The sequence below is a fragment of the Glutamicibacter mishrai genome (assembly GCF_012221945.1).
Classification (GTDB): Bacteria; Actinomycetota; Actinomycetes; order Actinomycetales; family Micrococcaceae; genus Glutamicibacter; species Glutamicibacter mishrai.
Genome location: NZ_CP032549.1, coordinates 2,010,536 through 2,029,930, shown reverse-complemented (window position 1 = coordinate 2,029,930; position 19,395 = coordinate 2,010,536). Strand labels below are relative to the sequence as shown.

The following is a 19,395-nucleotide window of genomic DNA, read 5'->3' as shown; positions in this document are numbered from 1 at the left end:
GCGGCGCCTTTCCTGCTTGGGTTAGAGCAGTTTCCTGGCGACCAGGTAATCAGCCAGCTCGTCGTATCGGCCGTTCTCGTTGCTGAAGCGCACGACGTTGCGAGCCGATTCCAGCCATGGCAGGGTCGATGGCTTCACTTCTTTCATGGCCGTGCGGATATGCGCCATATCCACGGGCAGCACTTCATTGCGCTCGATGGACTGCATCATGGCTTTCTCGGCCGCGGTGGTGCACAAATGCTCCAGGTCGGCTCCGGAGAATCCGTCAGTTTGCTCGGCAATCCATTTCAGATCGATTCCGGCGATAGGGCGGCGCTCCAGATGATAGCGCAGGATGGATTCACGCGCTGGCAGGTCCGGCGCAGTGACCAGCACGGTACGGTCCAAGCGGCCAGGACGCAGCAACGCCTCATCCAGATCCCACGGATGGTTGGTTGCGGCCAGTACGTAGAGCCCATCATTGTTCGAGGAGAGCGAATCCATCTCCATGAGAAGCTGGTTGACCATCTGGCGTAGCCACGAGGCGCTGCCAGTCAGAGACCCACGGCGCAGGCCCAGGGCATCAACCTCATCAAGGAAGAGAACGGTTGGCGAATTGCTGCGGGCCTTTTCGAAGATGGCCTTGATGTTCTTTTCGGTTTCTCCGATGTGCGAATCGAGGATATCGGTCATGGTGACCGCCATGAAGTTGGCTTGGAGCTCACCAGCCACAGCACGTGCCACAAAGGTCTTGCCGCAACCCGGAGGGCCATAGAGAAGAAGCCCGCCGCGCAGGGACTTGCCGAAGGCCTTGGCGATGGCGGCGTTGCGCATCGGCGCCAGGAACGATTCGTTGAGCCGGTCCTTCACGTTCTGAAGGCCGCCTACATCGGCCAGGGTGATGCGCTGGCCCGCCGGTTCTACCGGGGCGACGGTTTCCGTGCTCTCGCCCATCTGGATTTCCGGTTCTGCAAAGGGCGCTGGCACGGACTGCTCGAATTGCTGCGCCGCCGCCTCCCAGTCAAAGCCTGGCTGCTCGGTGCTTTGTGGCGTGGCTGGAGCCGGTTCTGAAGCCGGTTCGGGAGTTGGTTCTTCCCTCGCGCCGCCCATGAGTGCTGCGCTGACTTGGCCGAGCAATTGCAAGGCCGCGGTATTTCCGGGGTCTTTTTGGACCACGATATTGATATGCGCCAGAGCTTCAGCCGCTCGGTTGGCTTGGTGCAGTTGCTGGGCCAGATGAAGGCGCAATTCGTGTTCCTCTGGCGCCGCTTCGACGGCACGCAAGAGGCTGGCGATCAGGGGATCATTCATATTGTGAGAGCTCCACTATTGCGAGTTGTTGCTGGCAGACTTCTTCTGACAACTCTGCCACTTAAGGCATCCAACGGGTACCGCATAAACGATACCCGTTGGAATTATATGTTTGCTCTTAGCCTCGCCCTTAGTAGGCCTTGACGCCCTGCTCCACGATCAGGTGGATCAACGCAAAGGTCTTGTTCTCGTCGATAGCCTTCAATGCGGCTTCCAGGGCCGCTGGAACATCGGCGTCCTTTTCGACCCGGACTCCGTAGCCGCCAAAGGACTGTGCCATCAAGGCGAAATCAGGATTCTGCAGCTGAGTGCCGGAAACACGATCGGGGTACTGGCGTTCCTGGTGGGTGCGAATGGTGCCGTATTGCTGGTTGTCCATGATGACCACCAGCGGCGTGGCGCCGTATTGTGTTGCCGTGGCCAGTTCCTGGCCGTTCATCAAGAATTCGCCGTCACCTGCGATGGTCACCACTCGGCGCCCTGGGTAATTCAGCGAAGCAGCCACTGCCGATGGAATGGAGTATCCCATGGAGCCATTGCGCGCGGAGAGCATCGAGGCATATCCGTTGGTCGGGAAGTAGCGGTGGGCCCAGTTGGTGTGCTCGCCAGCGCCAAAAGTGACCATGGCGTCTTCAGGCAATGCATTGACCAGGTTCGACATCAGGGTTGCCATCTTGGCTGGCCCGTCGGCAGGTACCGGGGTTGGCAGCGCTGCGAATTTCTCCTGCTCGCCGCGCATCCGCGAGGTCCATTCTTTCCAGGAGTCCTTCACGGGCAAGTCCATCAACAACAGGTCGCGGACAAATACGTCGGGCTTGGCCACGACCTGATGCGAAACCGGACCGGAGCGACCGCGCAAGGATGGGTCGATGGTGACCAGGAAGTTTTTCTTCTCCCAGTTCTGACGGACATTGAAGCCGTCGGTGATCACGTCGCCTGGAACGGTTCCAACGAAGATCAGCAGATCTGTTTCTTCCAGCAGGTCATAGGTTGGCTTGGGGCGGCCGTAGCCGATGGGGCCGACATAGGAAGGCGAATTGAATGGAACGGTGCCTTCGCAACGCCATTCGGCAGCGGCCGGGAGGTCATGCTCTTCGAGCCAGCGGGTGAAATCGGCTGCGCCCTGCGGCGACCAGTCGTTGCCGCCGAAAATGAACAGCGGCTTGTCCGCCTCCTGCAGGGCGGTGTTCAGCGCCTTCCAGTCCGTCACGGTCATGCCGCCGGTGGCAACCGGAATTTCCGGGTGCAGTTCGGCAGAAATCTCGTTGCGGATGACGTCTTCCGGGAGGCCAACCACCACGGGGCCGGGACGGCCGGACATGGCTGCGAACATCGCCTCTGCGACTACTTCACTGGCGCGGTCCGCATGGTCCAGGATCATCACGCGCTTGGCTCCGGTGCCGAACCAGGCCTTCGGGTCGAATTCCTGGAAGGCTTCCTTTTCACGGTGCTCAAAAGGAATCAGGCCGACAAAAAGCACCAGTGGAGTGGAGTCCTGCCAGGCGGTGTGCAGCCCGACGTGTGCGTTGGCGGCGCCCGGTCCTCGGGTCACCATGGCGATGCCGGGACGCTGGTGCATTTTTCCTTCGGCTTCAGCCATGTAGGTAGCTCCGCCTTCGTGGCGGCATACGACGGTCTCAATGGATGAGTTGTGCAGCCCATCGAGGACATCCAAGTAGCTTTCGCCCGGAACAACGTAGGCTCGTTCAACGCCGTGCGCGGCAAGTGTATCGACAATGACATGTCCGGCTGACTTCTTTGTCAGACCTTGGGCATTTTCACTCATCTGTAGGCGTCTTTCTGGTTGCGGGAAATTGTCAGACGCAACGGAAATTGACGGCACTAAAGCCAGTGATGCAACGTTGCGTTGTCGTAAAACAGTACTAAAGAAGACCCAATTGCGCACCGTGAATGCCTATTACTACGCAACTATGACACCATGCGCGCCGTGATGCATATTTCTAGGCAAATTGTCTATATTTTTTGGAACCGTAGAACAGTAACGTTTATCACACCCCTGAGCGGGCCAGTTCACAGACACAAAGCCGGAAAGCATTGACCTGTGTCAGCTCACACAAGTAGCCTATTGAGAAATAAAAGTTTACTGATAGTAAGCATTCTCACTCGCATCGGGGAAGTCCATGGAATTCATCAATGGGACCATTGTCGCGTTATATCTCGCCGCAATGCTCGCGTTCGGATGGTGGGGCAAGTCCCGCACCAAAAACAGCAGCGATTATCTAGTCGCCGGCCGCCGCCTCGGCCCGTTCCTCTACACCGGGACCATGGCCGCCGTCGTGCTTGGCGGCGCCTCCACCGTGGGCGGTGTGGGTCTGGGATACAAATGGGGCATCTCAGGCATGTGGCTCGTGGTCGCCATCGGCGCCGGCGTCATTCTCCTTTCGGTGTTCTTCGCGCCAACCCTGCAGAAGCTCAAGGTCTTCACCGTCTCGCAGATGCTCAGCCTGCGTTACGGCAGCGCAGCGGCTACCAACACCTCCGGCATTGTCATGCTGGCCTACACGCTGATGCTCTGTGCAACCTCCACCAGTGCCTACGCCACCATCTTTGTGGTGCTCTTCGGCTGGGAAAAGTGGGTAGCCATCGCCATTGGCGGTGCGATCGTGGTGGTCTACTCGACCATCGGCGGCATGTGGTCCATTACCCTTGCGGACCAGGTCCAGTTCATCATCAAGACCATCGGCATATTCGCGCTGATGCTCCCATTCTCCATGCACGCAGCTGGCGGCCTGGACGGCATCCGCGAACGCGTGGATGCTGAGTTCTTCAGCTTCACCGGCATCGGCTTGCAGTCGATCATCACCTACTTCGTGGTCTATACCCTCGGCCTACTCATCGGCCAGGACATCTGGCAGCGCGTCTTCACCGCCAAGACTCCCAAGGTAGCTCGCTGGGGCGGCATGACTGCTGGCATCTACTGCATCTTCTACGGCGCAGCAGGTGCCCTGATCGGCATGGCCGCAAAGGTAGCACTGCCTGAGATCGCGGGCGCAGCGGACAATAAGGACGTCGTTTACGCAGAGGTCGCAACGCAGCTGCTGCCAGTAGCTGTGGGCGGTCTGGTGATGGCCGCGGCTGTTGCCGCCATGATGTCCACCGCTTCGGGCGCATTGATCGCCGCCGCCACCGTGGCACGCACCGACGTGACTCCATTTGTGGCTAGCTGGTTCGGCAAGCAGATCCAGGTCAACTCGAATGAGAACCCTGAGCACGATGTTCGCGCCAACCGCATCTGGGTCATGGTTCTAGGCGTCGTCACGGTCACCTTGGCCATCCTGGTGGATGACGTGGTTGCCGCATTGACTATCGCATACGACATTCTGGTGGGCGGTTTGCTGGTGGCTATCATCGGCGGCCTGCTGTGGAAGCGCGGCAACGGTGTTGGGGCTACGGCCTCCATGGCTGCCGGCTCCCTGGTAACCCTGGGCACGATGATCATCTTGGAGATCCAGGCCGAGAACAAGTTCGATGGCGTCTATGCCAACGAACCTATCTACTACGGCCTGATCGCTTCGGCAGTAGCGTTCATTATTGTTTCGCTGCTGACCAAGACCACAGACCGACAAGTGATTGAGCACTGGAACCTGCGCGTTGCTGGCAAGGCCCAGGATGCCCCTGTGAACGCAACGGCACAAGGGCCTACGCTCTAGTCCGCTAGAAATACCGAGTCGGACCCATAAATTCGAGCCCTATGCCCAGCGGTGCAACCCGCTGGGCATAAGGCTCGAATTGTTCTTCGTGCTTTAGTTGTTAGATCCTGCGCTCCATTTGGCCGCCGGCGCCTGCCATGAGGACAGAGCGTCCAAAAGCGCCTGTGGTTCACTGGCCACCACCAACGAGTCACGAAACTGTGGGGCCAGGAATCCCTGATCAGTCATGTGATCCAGCATGCTCAGCAGAGGCTGCCAGAATCCGTCGACGTCCAGAAGGGCTACTGGTTTCGCATGGATTCCCAGCTGCTGCCAGGTCCATACTTCAAAGAGCTCTTCCAAGGTTCCGGCACCACCGGGCAGCGCGACAAAGCCATCGGCTAGTTCCGACATGCGGTGCTTGCGTGCATGCATGTCCGCAACAACTTCGAGGCTTGTTAGCCCCGGATGCGCCAGTTCGCCATCAACCAGGACCTGTGGCATGACACCGTAAACCTCGCCACCAGCCTTGCGCGCCGCATCAGCAATTATTCCCATCAAACCCACGCGTCCGCCGCCATAAACGATGGCTCGCCCTGAGTCGGCAACGGTACGTGCGAAGTCTTCTGCCGCTTGCTCATACACAGGTGACTTGCCCGAAGCCGAGCCGGTGAACACTGCCAAAGTCTGGATCATTCGTGGGCCAGCGAGCAACGCCGGAAAGACCACGTCTTTGAGCAACGGGGCAAGCTCATCTAATTGCGCTGCAGGGTCGGTCCACTGCAACTCTTCGATTTCAGCCAGCGGCTCACCAATCGGCACCAGAGGATGTTCAAATACGGTGGCTTGAACGCTATGCCCGGCTTCATTGGCTGCCGGGGCAGTGAAGGTCCCAACGAGTCGCAACAATGCTGGATTCAAATTGACGCCCAGCTCTTCGCTTACTTCACGCACCGCCGCGTCAATAGCCGACTCCCCGAGTTCTGGCTTGCCACCGGGAAACATGAATAACGTTGTATCTCGTTTGCGAACTATCAGAGCCTGTCCCGCTTCGTTTCTGATGATGACGGCGCTGACGGTGATCTGTTCTGGCATTCGAGTTCCTTCTTGTTCCATCTTCATGCTGATTGACCCCGGCCGGTACAACCGGCTGGTGCCATTCAATCCTAGGGTTTTCACCTGCGCGGGTCCGAATCTCACGACCAACATGGCAAAGAATCCGGCGCACCAAAAAAGGAGCCACCGCAGTTCATCAATAAATGAACTGCGGTGGCTCCTTAGTTGTCTAAGAACTAGTCCTGAATCAGATCGTGGCGCACGATGGTCTGATCGCGGTCCGGGCCCACGCCGATGGCGGAGATCCGGGTGCCGCTGATCTTTTCCAAAGCCAGGATGTAGTTCCGGGCGTTCTCCGGAAGATCTTCCATGGTCTTGGCGTCCGAAATGTCCTCGGTCCAGCCCGGGAAGTACTCGAAGATCGGCTTCGCGTGATGGAAGTCGGTCTGGGTCATTGGCATTTCGTCGTGGCGGACGCCGTCAACGTCATAAGCCACGCACACTGGGATCTGCTCGATGTTGGTAAGCACATCCAGCTTGGTGACAAAGTAATCGGTGAAACCGTTCACGCGCGAAGCGTGGCGAGCCAGAACCGCGTCGTACCAGCCGCAGCGACGTGGGCGGCCGGTGTTCACACCGAACTCGCCGCCGGTCTTCTGCAGGTAGATGCCCATCTCATCAAAGAGCTCGGTCGGGAATGGACCGGCACCCACACGGGTGGTGTAAGCCTTGATAATGCCGATGGAGCGGGTGATGCGGGTTGGGCCGATGCCCGAGCCCACCGAAGCGCCGCCGGCGGTCGGGTTGGAGGAGGTCACGAACGGGTAGGTGCCGTGGTCCACGTCCAGGAAGGTTGCCTGGCCGCCTTCCATCAGTACGACCTTGTCCTCGTCCAGAGCCTTGTTCAGCTCGTAGGTGGAGTCGATCACCAGCGGGCGCAGGCGCTCAGCGTAGGACAGGAAGTACGAGACTATTTCCTCGACCTCGACGCTGCGGCGGTTGTAGATTTTGACCAGCAGTTCGTTCTTCTGGCGCAGTGCGCCCTCTACTTTCTGGCGCAGGATGGACTCGTCGAAGACGTCCTGCACGCGGATGCCGAGGCGTCCGACCTTATCCATGTAGGCCGGGCCGATGCCGCGTCCGGTGGTGCCGATGGCACGCTTGCCCAGGAAGCGTTCGGTGACCTTGTCCATGGTCTGGTGGTACGGGGCCACCAGGTGCGCGTTGGCCGAGACGCGCAGCTTCGAGGTGTCGGCGCCACGGGATTCCAGGCCGTCGATCTCGTCAAAGAGGGCTTCAAGGTTCACCACGCAGCCGTTGCCGATAATCGGAGTGGCATTAGGTGAAAGGATGCCGGCTGGAAGGAGCTTGAGCTCGTACTTCTCGCCGCCGACGACTACGGTGTGCCCGGCGTTGTTTCCGCCGTTTGGCTTTACTACGTAGTCAACCTTGCCACCGAGCAGGTCGGTAGCTTTTCCTTTACCCTCATCGCCCCATTGGGCTCCGACGATCACGATTGCTGGCATGGGATCCTCCCCCTTGCAAAAAGCAGTGGTTACGGCGTGCTTAGCGCCGTCCCGGCACGGTGCCGGGCAAAAAATATGCCCCAGTCCTGCTCACTAAAACCCGAAGGTTCGTTGCAAGAGTTAGGGGCTCTTACGACCAAAGTTTACCGAAACGATTAGTGAATCTCGAGTTGTACGTCACGGAGTCGAGCTTAAACATGGATATCGATGGGTTTCTGAAGCAGACTTGACCCTGACATAGTGTGAGGGCGGAGAACTGAAGAATGTTATCCATCGGGATGTTTGCCCAGATCGGCCAGGTGACCCACCGCATGTTGCGGCACTGGGATACTGCCGGCCTGCTGACACCCGCCCATGTGGACCCATTTAGCGGTTATCGCTCCTACGATCCTTCCCAGCTTCAGCGCTTGCATCAGATTGTTGCCCTGCGCGATTTGGGATTCGGGCTTGAAGAAATTTCTTTGATCCTGGACCAGGGAGCAAGCGCGGGAAAGATAACCGACCTATTGCACATTCGCCAGGCTCAAGTTGAGGCCGAGCACCAGCTGGCCACGCAGCGCTTGGCTGATGTGCAGCGGCGCCTGCAACTGATTTCCAAGGAGAACCTCATGTCACGCATTGAAATCATCCACAAGCCATTGCCCGCGGTGCGCTTGGCCGCCGGCCGTTTCACGGTGGCCGAACAGCCTGAAATCGCCGGACGCATCGGCCCGCTTTTCGACAGAATCGCGCAGTCCATTCAGGGCCAAAGCCTTGCCACACCCATTGCGCAATACAACGGTACCGAGGATGGAGTCGAGGTCATCGCCGGGTATGCCACTAGCGCCCAGAGCCTGGCCGGTGTCGAGATCATCGAGCTTCCCGCGGTGCCCGAAGCGATCTGCGGAGTACACCTTGGTTCCATGGACACCATCCATGAAAGCTGGCAGGCCGTGCACGAAGAAGTCCTGGCCCGCGGCTTGGTCCCGTCCGGGCCGTGCCGTGAAGTCTACGTGCGCGCTGTGTCCGATGACCAAGCGGATTGGGTGACCGAACTTCAGCAGCCAGTCGGCGCTCCCTAATCCACCAGCTGGTACGGAGCCTCCAGCAGGTCCCCCACCACGCTGCGTGCCGCACCGACCAGTGCGCCGGTTTGGCCCAGAGGCGAACACAGCAGCCTCGTCTGTCCGACAATGCTCGGCGCGTGCACCTGCAGGCTGGCTTCCATGGCAGGACGCAACCACTGCTCCAGGGCGGCAAAATGCCCGCCAAAGACCACGGTGGAAACGTTGTACAGGCGCATGGCCGAGGCTACGGCAATTCCCAAGGATTTTCCGGCCTCGGCCACCGCTTTCGCCGCGGGTTCAGTTCCGGTTTCCAATGCTTGGTAGAGCTGGCTGATTCGCTCTTGGCGCGGCGCGCTGTCGGCGCCAGCGCCGAGGTTGGCCGCGGCCAGAATGGCTTCCTGCCCGGCAATGGTCTCCAAACAACCGCGTCCGCCGCACCTGCAGGTTTTGCCATCGGGTGCGATCACCACATGGCCGAGTTCGCCGGCGTGGCCCTGAGGCCCGACAAAGAGTTCAGCGTCGATGATCAATCCGCCACCAATGCCCACTTCCCCGGAAACGAAGAGGAAGTTGTCCTCTTGCGCGTCCATCAATTGCTGTTGGGCCAGTGCTGAGGCGTTGGCTTCGTTAAAGAGCCGGAAGCGGGTTTTGGGTTCAGGCAGCAATGCTGCCACGTCCAGTTCCTGCTGAACCCACCCAAGGTTTGGTGCCTGCAGGACGGTGAAATGTTCCTCGTTGACCAAACCGGGAACGGCTAATCCTCCGCCGAGGATCATCAGACCCTGGGCCTGGGCAGCAGCTTGGAGCCTCTGGCTCAACTCCCCCAGCGCAGCGAGCACTTCGCTTGCTGTTGAGCTGTGGTTGGCACGGGGTAGGACCTCGTGAGCCAGCAGTTTGCCGCTGAGGTCCACCAGTCCGGCGGCGATGTAGTCAACGTTGATTTCCATGCCCATGACACAGCGCGCGGGGTTCAGCACTAGTCCTACCGAGGGGCGGCCGCGTTCCCCGTCACGGTGCACGCCAATTTCAATAACCAATCCGGCGGCTAACAAATCGGTCACCAGGCTGGAAACCGAGGCCTTGGTGAGTTGGCTGAGTTGCGCGATATCGGCACGCGATAACCGCTGGTCCTCCCCTGCGGCTGCAATTACCGACAAGACTCTGGCCAGGTTGGCTTTGCGCACATCGCCGACGTTACCCGGGGCCGAAGATGTTGCGGCTCGGGCGGTAGTCGCTGGCTGGCGCATGCCTTCTCCTTGAGAATTTTTTGGGACGAATCGTTCACTGCTCGCTATTGACTCTAGCGCATCACCACCCATATAGTTCAGGACATAAACTAAATGGCGTCAGCCATTCCGAACGATCCAAGGATGTATCACCATGAGCGTTACCCCGACCCCTGAAGACCACTTCACTTTTGGCCTCTGGACCGTGGGATGGACCGGTGCTGACCCATTTGGTGTCGCCACCCGCAAGAACTTGGACCCGGTAGAAGCCGTCCACAAGCTCGCTGAACTCGGCGCCTACGGCCTCACCTTCCACGACAATGACCTGATTCCTTTTGACGCCACCGAGGCTGAACGCGAAAAGATCCTGGCTGACTTCCGCGCAGCTCTGGAAGAAACCGGCTTGAAGGTCCCGATGGTGACCACCAACCTGTTCAGCCACCCGGTATTCAAGGACGGCGGCTTCACCTCCAACGACCGCTCGATCCGCCGTTTCGCACTGGCCAAGGTCCTGCATAACATCGATCTTGCCGCCGAGATGGGCGCCGAAACCTTCGTCATGTGGGGCGGGCGCGAAGGCAGCGAATACGACGGCTCCAAGGACTTGGCCGCAGCACTGAACCGCATGCGCGAAGGCGTGGACACGGCAGCCGGCTACATCAAGGACAAGGGCTACAACCTGCGCATCGCACTGGAGCCAAAGCCAAACGAACCACGCGGCGATATCTTCCTGCCAACCGTCGGCCATGGCCTGGCGTTCATCGAGCAGCTGGAACACGGAGACATCGTGGGCCTGAACCCGGAAACCGGCCACGAGCAGATGGCTGGGCTGAACTTCACCCATGGCATCGCCCAGGCATTGTGGGCCGAAAAGCTGTTCCACATTGACCTCAACGGCCAGCGCGGCATCAAGTACGACCAGGACCTGGTCTTCGGCCACGGCGATTTGACCAGCGCCTTCTTCACCGTTGACCTGCTGGAGAACGGCTTCCCCAACGGCGGGCCAAAGTACACCGGCCCACGCCACTTCGACTACAAGCCATCGCGCACCGACGGCTACGACGGCGTGTGGGACTCGGCCAAGGCCAATATGTCCATGTACCTGCTGCTCAAGGAACGCGCGCTGGCCTTCCGCGCGGATCCAGAAGTACAGGAAGCCATGAAGACCTCGGGTGTCTTCGAACTGGGCGAAACCACCCTGAACGCCGGAGAAAGCGCAGCGGATCTGATGAATGACTCCGCGAGCTTCGCAGGCTTTGACGCCGATGCTGCCGCGCAGCGCAACTTCGCCTTCATCCGCCTGAACCAGCTGGCCATCGAGCACCTGCTCGGCTCGCGCTAAACCCCGCCAGAACCCACCGTAGAAAGCAGCCACACTCAATGACGCTTGTAGCCGGCATCGACTCCTCCACCCAGTCCTGCAAGGTTGTCATCCGCGACGCTGACACCGGAGCGTTGATCCGCTCCGGACGCGCCAGCCACCCGGATGGCACCGAAGTGGACCCGGAGTTCTGGTTCGCCGCCCTGCAAGAAGCCATCGCCCAGGCCGGCGGCCTGGACGATGTGGCCGCGATCTCGGTGGGCGGGCAACAGCACGGCATGGTCGTGCTGGATGCCACCGGTGCGGTGATCCGCCCTGCGCTGCTGTGGAACGATACCCGCAGCGCGCAGGCGGCCCGCCACATCATCACCGAGGCCGGCGACGGTGACAGCGAGGCTGGCGCCGCCTACTGGGCGCAGCGTACCGGCACCCTTCCGGTCTCCTCGATCACCCTGGCCAAACTACGTTGGCTCAAGGACCATGAACCGGACAACGCGGCCAAGGTCGCCGCGGTCTGCCTGCCCCACGACTGGCTGTCCTGGCGTCTGGCCGGTTATGGCCCGGGCAGCGGTGTCGAAGGATTGGCCGCTCTAGGCACCGACCGCTCCGATGCCTCGGGCACCGGGTACTACCGGGCTGCCGAAGAATCCTATGACCTCAAAGCCTTGGAGCAGCATCTGGGGCACGCCCCAATTTTGCCTGCGGTGGCGGGACCGCTGGAATCCATCGGCCGCACCGCCACCGGCGCGCTGATCGGTCCCGGCGCGGGTGATAACGCCGCCGCCGGACTGGGGGTTGGCGCCACCGTTGGTGATGTAGTGATGTCCCTGGGCACTTCCGGCACGGTCTTCGCCGTTGCCGACGCCCCATCTGCAGACACCAGCGGGCTGGTGGCCGGGTTTGCCGATGCCACCGGAAACTACCTCCCACTGGTGTGCACGCTAAACGCCACCCGAATTTTTGATGCCACCGCCAACCTGTTGCAGGTGAGCCTGACAGAGCTCAATGACCTCGCCCTGTCAGCCAACCCGGGCTCCGATGGACTGACCCTGCTCCCTTACTTTGACGGCGAGCGCACCCCGAACCTGCCAGATGCCACGGGTTCGCTGCACGGAATCACCCGTGCGAATTACACTGCACCCAACTTGGCTCGCAGCGCGGTGGAAGCAATCATCTGCTCGCTAGCCGATGGGCTGCGCGCGCTTGAGGCCCAAGGGGTTCAAGCCCAGCGCATCATCTTGGTGGGCGGCGGAGCGCAGTCCACAGCGGTGCAGCAGATTGCAGCCCAGGTCCTGGGCCTGCCGATTATCATTCCGGCCCCTGGCGAGTATGTGGCTGATGGCGCGGCACGGCAAGCTGCCGGTGTGCTGGCCGGAGCATTCCCGCAGTGGACCCAGGACTCCACCGAAGTCCCTGCGGCAGAAGCAACACCGCATGTTTTGGAACGCTACCGTTCGCTGGTTTCCAGCCAGTGGCTAGAGAAGTAAGGATCTGCCGTGGAGCTAGAGACCAAGGAACTCAACTGGGCTGGAAACCTTGAGTACCGGGCCAGCGAACTGCTGTACCCCACCAGCATTGAGCAACTGCAGGAACAGGTTCGCGCCGCCAGGAAGGTGCGCGTGCTCGGTTCCCGCCATTCATTTAATGACATTGCCGATACCAGCGAAACCATGATCTCACTGGCCAAGATGCCCCAAGTCATTGATATCGATGCGCAGGCCATGAACGTGCGCGTCAGTGGCGGAATCACCTATGGCGCGCTGGCCGATGCGCTGCACGCCGCCGGTTTTGCGCTGCACAATCTGGCTTCCCTGCCGCATATTTCGGTGGCCGGCGCGGTATCCACTGGCACCCATGGCTCGGGCGAAGCCCACGGCAACCTGGCAACCGCAGTCAGCGCAGTCGAGCTCGTGCTGGCCGATGGCTCGCAGCTCTCGGTCAATCGAAACGATCCGGAATTCAACGGCTATGTAGTGTCCCTTGGTGCGCTAGGCGTGATCACTCATCTGACCTTGGATATCGTTCCGAGCTTTGATGTGCAACAGACCGTGTATGAGCAGCTGTCCTGGGACAAAGTTCTGGACAGCTTTGATGGAATCCAGGCTTCCGCCTACAGCGTCAGCCTGTTCACCGATTGGAGCGGGGACTTGGTGGGCCAAACATGGCTCAAGCGTCGTGTTGGTGATGCCCTTCTCGATGATATTGATCAGGGAAAATTTGGCGGTCTGGCGGCGATCGCTCCGATGCACCCATTGCCCGGAGCCGATGGCGCGATCTGCAGCGAACAGCTCGGGGTGGCCGGGCCTTGGTCCGATCGGCTCTCCCATTTCCGCATGGACTTCATGCCCAGTGCCGGTGATGAGTTGCAGACCGAATATTTGGTTCCGCGTGAATACGCTGTTCAAGCCATTACCGCGATGCGCGAGCTGTCCTCGGTGATCACCCCGTTATTGCTGGTGGCTGAGGTGCGGACCATTGCCGCCGATGAGTTGTGGCTCAGCGGCAACTACGGCCGCGACGGTATTGCCCTGCACTTTACGTGGAAGCCGCAGCAGCAGGAAGTGGAGACAATCCTGCCGCACGTTGAATCAGCTCTCGCGCCTTTTGCGGCTCGTCCGCATTGGGGCAAGCTCTTTGCAGCAACGTCAACCGATCTGCAGAAGCTGTACCCGAAGTTCAATGACTTTATCGAGTTGGCTCAGCGCTTGGATCCTGCGGGCAAATTCCGCAACGAATTCCTGAATCGCAATCTCTTTGGTGCTTAGGTTCTAGGGCAATGGAGCACACCCAATTTGTGTCGATCGGTCTAGTTGCCAACTTGAAGGAACTATCGCCTAGTGGATATCCGGCTATCGGAATAATCTCCAAAAAGATTTCTTCGGTTTTTTCGGACTCTCGGGCCACTGCTCGCGATAAATCTTAAGCGTCTCAAGGTCGTCGAGTGGCACTAGCGCGAACCACTCGACGGCATCAAGGCGCTCGTATTTCTTGAGGGTGCGAAGTTTCTCTTCGGGAATGTTGCGCGAGTGCTCCCAAAACATCCCGACATACTTTTCTTCATGAACGTTGGTCGACCCTGAGAATCCTATACCTTGCCACACTAGGTAATTGCGGCACCAGAATGTCTCTTCGGCCTGACTCCGATGAACGACTCTGCTCCACTCAGTAAATCCGGCAAGCGGACCAAGTTGAGACCGCCAGGTTAGTTGCCACTCCGGCCCGGGCCGTTCCTCGATGGAGGAGAGCACGAGCATGCCATGGTCATACTCACCAGATGGCAGCTTTGCTGACCCACATTCATAGAGCTTTCCGCCAAACCTGGCAAATGCCCCCGTGAGTGGGATGCCTCCGGGCAGAAAACGTGAAAAAGCAGGAGGATTCTCCACCGATGGTTCAGATTCAAGACCAGACATATTCAGCATGCTATCAATAACTCGTAGCCCACCCCATTCGCGCCACGTACTTACTCAGCCTTCGCGGTCAGCCTCAAGCAAGCACTTCTGAAAAGCCTGGGCCGCAGGATTCGGAGTACCCGTACCCGCATAGAGCCGCGTCTTTGGCTCACCGACCAACGGGTGGAACGAGACTTCAGGCATCTGGAAGCGCGACACCGATGCAGGCAGGATTGAGACTCCCAGCCCGGCAGCGACCAGCCCAAGAATGGTCTCCTGATGAATGGCTCGCTCGACAATTCGAGGCGGCGTACGACCATCGAATAATGAATGTACCAGCGAGTAGAAACCACTCATGTACTTGTAGGGGAAAAGGACAAAGTCTTCATCGGCGAGATCCTCTGCCTTGATCTGCTCATTGGCACCCAAACGATGGCCCGCCGGAAGCGCCACCACCAGTGGCTCCGAATGGATCTCTTGCAATTCGACGCCGGGCACTCGTGTTGGGTCACGCAGAATTCCGAGATCAAGACTATTTTCTAGCAGCTTTTCAATCTGCTCGTCGGTAGTGAGCGGGTGCAGCACCAGCTCAACATTGGGCCGCAGTTCGCGGAACCTGCGCAGCGCCGAAGGCATGGTGGCATAACTGGCAGAGCTGACAAATCCGACATTCAGCCGTCCGCGCAGGCCCAGTCCCGCCTCGGTCAGTTCTTGATTGGCCTTATCCAGATCCGCTAGTAACGGTTTGATGCGGTCCAGATACATCCGCCCTGCGGGCGTGAGGATTACGCTGCGAGTGGTGCGGTCAAAGAGCTGCACGCCCAGCTCTTGTTCCAGCTTTTTCACTGCAACGGTCAGCGGTGGCTGCGACATCCGAAGCTCTTCGGCGGCACGGCCGAAGTGCAAATGTTCAGCAACAACGAGGAAGTAGTGGAGGTGGCGGAGTTCCATGCACTCAATTTTTGCACAAAAACTAATAATGTCTAGGAAAAAGGTATTGGACGCCCTAATAATATCCGTGGGTTACTAGAGGTAGAACAACAAAGATGCCCAGATCAGGAGCAAGCCATGAGCACCTCGTCCCAGTCGCCCTCTGCAGAATACGTTGTCATCGGAGCAGGCCTCGCCGGCTCCTCAGCAGCATGGAGGTTGGCTCAGCGAGGCCATGAAGTTGCCCTGCTGGAGCGCAAAGTGCCCGCCGCTGACGATGCCAGTTCGCATGGCTCAGCGCGCATCTTCCGTTATGGCTACCCCAACCAGCTCTACACAGACCTTGTTGTACAAGCGCGCAAAGCCTGGAATGAACTCGAAGAGGCCAGCGGCAGCCAGCTGATCAACCCCTGCGGTTCAGCGGATTACGGACCCCTGCGCAATCCACGTATGCTCGCCGGGATTCTCGCCAACGCCGGGGTGGAACATGAATTGCTCTCCGCCGCCGAAGCCCGTAACCGCTTTAGTGGAATCAATTTTGATACCGAAGTCCTTTGGCACTCAGGTGCCGGAGTACTGGACGCCGAACGCTCGGTTCAGGCAATGGTGGCTCAAGCCAAGGCTCATGGCGCCCAGGTGGAAACCCAGTGGCCAGTCGCTTCCGTCGAGGCAACAGTTAACGGATACAAACTCACGTCCGCAGATGGACGCACCTACTTGGCATCCAAAATCATCGTGGCCGCAGGCGGCTGGTTGCCAGAATTGCTCGGAAACCTTCCCCTGCCATCAGGCTTTGTACGCAGCGTTCCCAAGATGGTTGTATATCAAGAGAATGCCTTCCACTTCCCTTACCGCGACCAGGATCCCGAAGCACGCCAAGCGTGGCCAACCTACATCCACAAGGACCCTGCTTTTAAGTCCTACGGCCTGCCGGGAGGACGTGACGCCAACTTCCGCGGGCAAAAGGTTGCCGAATACATGGCGGGACGTCAGCTGGATACTGCCAGCCAGCAAAACGGCCAGATCGATCCAGCCAACCGCGAACGCGTGATCGAGTACGTGAAAAAGTACCTGCCCGGACTGGAACCAACACCTTACGCCGAAACCACCTGCATTTTCAGCGCAACCCCCACTGAGGATTTCATCATGGATGAAGTCGACGGCATCACCATCTTCTCGCCTTGCTCGGGGCATGGAGCCAAGTTCGGCCCACTGCTCGGCGAGCTTGCTGCGGACTTGGCCACCGGGGTGCGGGAAACCCCCGAGCTTTTCCGCCTCGCTTCCCACGCCAAGGCCATGGTCTAGAAGTCCCAGCAGCAAGCTATTTTGGAGAATCCCTTGTTCAACATCCCGCTAGACCTGCCCACTACGACAGTCTCCGAGCTCATGGCTGGCATCGCCGGCACCGGGCAAGACCCATTGCGCGGAGGCTATTCCCGCCCGGTGTATTCCAGCGCTGAAATCGACCTGCGCACGTGGTTCATTGAACAAGCCACCAGACGGCAGCTAAGCGTAGAGGAAGACGGAAACGGCGCGCTCTGGGCCTGGTGGGATCTGCCCACAGGAATCCGCACCAATGCAGTTGTCACCGGCAGCCACCTCGACTCGGTCCCGGGTGGCGGACCCTTTGACGGGCCGCTTGGCGTAGCCAGCGCGCTGATTGCCTTTGATCTGATGCAGGCAAAGAATCTGGCGCGCACCCGTGCCATGGCCATCTTGGTGTTCCCGGAAGAGGAAGGCTCCCGCTTTGGTGTGGCTTGCTTGGGCTCGCGTCTGCTCACCGGAGCCATTGACCGAAACAAGGCGTTGAATCTGAGGGATCCTGACGGCAATAGTTTTGCCGACATAGCATCCAGCAATGGGCTAGATCCACGTTTCATCGGCCCAGACCGCCGCCTCTTGGGACAGATTGGTGTCTTTGTCGAGTTGCATGTGGAACAGGGACTCGGGCTGGCGGATCTGGATCACCCGGTGGCCATCGGCGGATCCATCCTCGGCCACGGACGTTGGAAGTTGAGCATGCGGGGACAAGGTAACCACGCAGGAACCACGCTGATGTCTGACCGCAAGGATCCGATGGTGGCTGCTGCCCGCAGCATTGCCGCGGTGCAGCAGATTGCCCGCACACGGGATAACGCGCGAGCTACAGTGGGCCGGCTGCAACCGGTTCCTGGCGGAACTAATGTCATTGCCTCGCGGGTGGACTACTGGCTGGACGTGCGCCATCCAGATGATGCGGTTACAGCCGGTGTTGTCCAAGAGATTCACGAGTCGGCGCAGGTTATTGCAGCTGAAGAGGGCTGCACCCTCGATTTCTCCCAAGAATCATTGAGTCCAACGGTAAGTTTTGATGCAAAGCTTTCGGGGCAGCTTGGACTGGCGCTGCCCAACACTCCGGTACTCGATACCGGTGCGGGGCATGATGCTGGTGTACTCGCCGGACACGTACCGAGTGCCATGATTTTTGTTCGCAACCCCAACGGCATCTCCCACTCCCCTGAAGAATATGTAGAAGACGCTGACGCGGAACTCGGCGCGGCAGCTTTGGCCGATGCCTTAGCATCGTTGCTTCAGTAGCCGGGGTTGGATCTCTTCACCTGAATTTGGGCAGATTTTGCCCGAAGCCAAGCTGCCGTGCGCAAATTCCGGACCCAACTTCAAAATCGCAGAGGGTGGATGCCGCCGGTGGCCATTGCCGTGGTCTGAGAAGAACTGTCCGAATTACTGGAATAGCAACTGGGAATCCCCGATCTCTGTATTCCCGCTTTCCGTGGTGTGTGGGAATACAGAACTAAGTGATTCCCATTCCTGCAGGAGACCCCATGGCACATCCGCCCGGGCAATAGGAGTTCGCGCAAACTTGAGTCAGAGTGACGTTACACGGGTACGTGATACCGGACGCCTGTACGAACGATAGAAACGCCGTTCTTGCGTGGCACTACGCATCGGTCGTGCCGCGATCCACTTGATTAGTGCGCCGACTGTCCCGTAGAGCGTTCGACTTACGGGAATGGAGCAATAGCACGCGAAGTGGATCTGTCGGGTAGTCTTTTCCGTCGCTTTACCGTCCCCAAGGGGTGGCAATTTTGAGGATGCGCCTTACTGGTCTGCGTCGGTATGATCGCGGTATGAATTCTTCACAGGAGTCCGCGCCGTCAACGGTGCGCCTGTTTCCGGATTATGCAAACACGGTGCTTTGGTTTAACGAACCAATCGAGTACGACACTGCCAAGCTGTCCGATACTTTGACACATGAACTCTCGCAGTGGGAACAGTCGTACTATGACGGATTGAACCATGACTATGAGTGGAAATCCGCAGGTGTGGCTCGCAGATTCGCTGCAGAGGGTGAACGATTAGCGCAACGTGTGGCTGATGAACTTGGCGATAAATTCGAAATCGAGTTAGTCACGTCCTTGGAAGGCTCACCAAAACGCAAATTTCAAGGGAGGGGACCAGCCCTCAACCCTGAAGCTGCCGCAGTGTTCGATTCCTTGGCCATTGAGGTTAAAGATTTTGAAGAGGAAGTATCGCGTGCAAGGGAAGCTACCCGTCGGGGAGAAGCACTGGATGGTATGCCTATGCACCGCTTTCAAATACCGTTTTCAGACCGAAGCAACATAACGATTGATAATCCGGTGCCTGACCTTTACGCATTATCTCTCCTGTCGAGGTCGGGCGGTTCCCCTGCGGACGGAGCGGTGTAACGCGGAGGAAAATAGGCAGAACTTCTGAGAGCTTCGGAAACCGATAGCACCGCAGGGTTGAGATAGATTCATGTCTTGCTAGGCCGGCGGCAGTACGAAAGCGAGCAGGTGTTTTGCCTCCCAAACGTATGAGTTCATCACACCGGTAATAGAACTCCCCTAGATACTCGACGTCGAGACTGAGCGAGCTGGACGCGAGGTGGTTCGACCCGCCGGGGTCCGTCGGGCAAACTGCAGTGACCACGGCATCC

At 59.1% G+C, this 19,395-nt stretch carries 15 protein-coding genes; 8 read left to right on the top strand and 7 right to left on the bottom strand.

Annotation, left to right across the window (positions count from 1 at the left end):
- Window positions 1–21: 21 nt before the first annotated feature.
- Window positions 22–1,290: an ATP-binding protein gene (locus D3791_RS09595; RefSeq protein WP_022875368.1), complete on the bottom strand. Its 1,269-nt coding sequence runs from the start codon at window positions 1,288–1,290 to the stop codon at window positions 22–24.
- A 130-nt stretch (window positions 1,291–1,420) separates the two neighbouring features.
- Window positions 1,421–3,076 (bottom strand): thiamine pyrophosphate-dependent enzyme, encoded by a 1,656-nt coding sequence (locus D3791_RS09590; RefSeq protein ID WP_022875367.1) that lies wholly within the window; start codon window positions 3,074–3,076, stop codon window positions 1,421–1,423.
- 355 nt (window positions 3,077–3,431) lie between these two features.
- Here D3791_RS09590 and D3791_RS09585 point away from each other — a divergent pair, with 355 nt between their 5' ends.
- Window positions 3,432–4,961 carry a sodium:solute symporter family protein gene (locus D3791_RS09585; protein WP_172512027.1) on the top strand — a complete coding sequence of 510 codons (1,530 nt, stop codon included), beginning with the start codon at window positions 3,432–3,434 and terminating at the stop codon, window positions 4,959–4,961.
- A 93-nt stretch (window positions 4,962–5,054) separates the two neighbouring features.
- On the opposite strand, the gene D3791_RS16750 is transcribed toward D3791_RS09585, so the two are convergent.
- Window positions 5,055–6,035, bottom strand: a complete 981-nt coding sequence (locus D3791_RS16750) for a TIGR00730 family Rossman fold protein (protein ID WP_246241983.1) — start codon at window positions 6,033–6,035, stop codon at window positions 5,055–5,057.
- 197 nt (window positions 6,036–6,232) lie between these two features.
- Entirely contained in the window at window positions 6,233–7,522 is a 1,290-nt protein-coding gene (locus tag D3791_RS09575; protein WP_022875364.1) for an adenylosuccinate synthase, read from the bottom strand.
- Window positions 7,523–7,800: 278 nt separating this feature from the next.
- Here D3791_RS09575 and D3791_RS09570 point away from each other — a divergent pair, with 278 nt between their 5' ends.
- Window positions 7,801–8,583: a MerR family transcriptional regulator gene (locus D3791_RS09570; RefSeq protein WP_246241982.1), complete on the top strand. Its 783-nt coding sequence runs from the start codon at window positions 7,801–7,803 to the stop codon at window positions 8,581–8,583.
- Here D3791_RS09570 and D3791_RS09565 read toward each other — a convergent pair.
- A complete protein-coding gene (locus D3791_RS09565; RefSeq protein ID WP_172512024.1) occupies window positions 8,580–9,815 on the bottom strand; it encodes an ROK family transcriptional regulator in 1,236 nt (411 codons plus the stop codon). The two genes, D3791_RS09570 and D3791_RS09565, sit on opposite strands and share 4 nt — an antisense overlap.
- Window positions 9,816–9,948: 133 nt before the next feature.
- On the opposite strand from D3791_RS09565, the gene xylA reads away from it, so the two are divergent.
- Genes xylA through D3791_RS09550 form a run of 3 tightly spaced genes read left to right on the top strand, consistent with a single transcriptional unit; the run spans window position 9,949 to window position 13,880 of the window.
- The gene (xylA, locus tag D3791_RS09560) at window positions 9,949–11,136 is read left to right on the top strand and encodes a xylose isomerase (RefSeq protein WP_172512023.1); all 1,188 of its coding nucleotides are present in this window, start codon (window positions 9,949–9,951) and stop codon (window positions 11,134–11,136) included.
- Between the two features lie 38 nt (window positions 11,137–11,174).
- Complete coding sequence (gene xylB, locus D3791_RS09555; RefSeq protein ID WP_172512022.1) at window positions 11,175–12,602, top strand: xylulokinase; 1,428 nt, start codon at window positions 11,175–11,177, stop codon at window positions 12,600–12,602.
- Window positions 12,603–12,611: 9 nt separating this feature from the next.
- A complete protein-coding gene (locus tag D3791_RS09550; protein WP_172512021.1) occupies window positions 12,612–13,880 on the top strand; it encodes an FAD-binding protein in 1,269 nt (422 codons plus the stop codon).
- Between the two features lie 84 nt (window positions 13,881–13,964).
- On the opposite strand, the gene D3791_RS09545 is transcribed toward D3791_RS09550, so the two are convergent.
- Window positions 13,965–14,528 (bottom strand): hypothetical protein, encoded by a 564-nt coding sequence (locus tag D3791_RS09545; RefSeq protein WP_131090610.1) that lies wholly within the window; start codon window positions 14,526–14,528, stop codon window positions 13,965–13,967.
- A gap of 54 nt (window positions 14,529–14,582) precedes the next feature.
- A complete protein-coding gene (locus D3791_RS09540) occupies window positions 14,583–15,458 on the bottom strand; it encodes a LysR family transcriptional regulator (RefSeq protein ID WP_061952770.1) in 876 nt (291 codons plus the stop codon).
- A gap of 117 nt (window positions 15,459–15,575) precedes the next feature.
- Between D3791_RS09540 and D3791_RS09535 the strand changes: the two genes are divergently transcribed.
- The 3 genes from D3791_RS09535 to D3791_RS09525 all read left to right on the top strand — a co-directional run bounded on the left by D3791_RS09535 (window position 15,576) and on the right by D3791_RS09525 (window position 19,144).
- Window positions 15,576–16,742 (top strand): FAD-dependent oxidoreductase, encoded by a 1,167-nt coding sequence (locus D3791_RS09535; RefSeq protein WP_172512020.1) that lies wholly within the window; start codon window positions 15,576–15,578, stop codon window positions 16,740–16,742.
- Window positions 16,743–16,775: 33 nt separating this feature from the next.
- Window positions 16,776–18,014, top strand: a complete 1,239-nt coding sequence (locus tag D3791_RS09530; RefSeq protein WP_425483097.1) for an allantoate amidohydrolase — start codon at window positions 16,776–16,778, stop codon at window positions 18,012–18,014.
- 551 nt (window positions 18,015–18,565) lie between these two features.
- Window positions 18,566–19,144, top strand: coding sequence for a hypothetical protein (locus tag D3791_RS09525; protein WP_172512019.1), 579 nt, complete (start codon window positions 18,566–18,568; stop codon window positions 19,142–19,144).
- The last annotated feature ends 251 nt before the right edge of the window (window positions 19,145–19,395 follow it).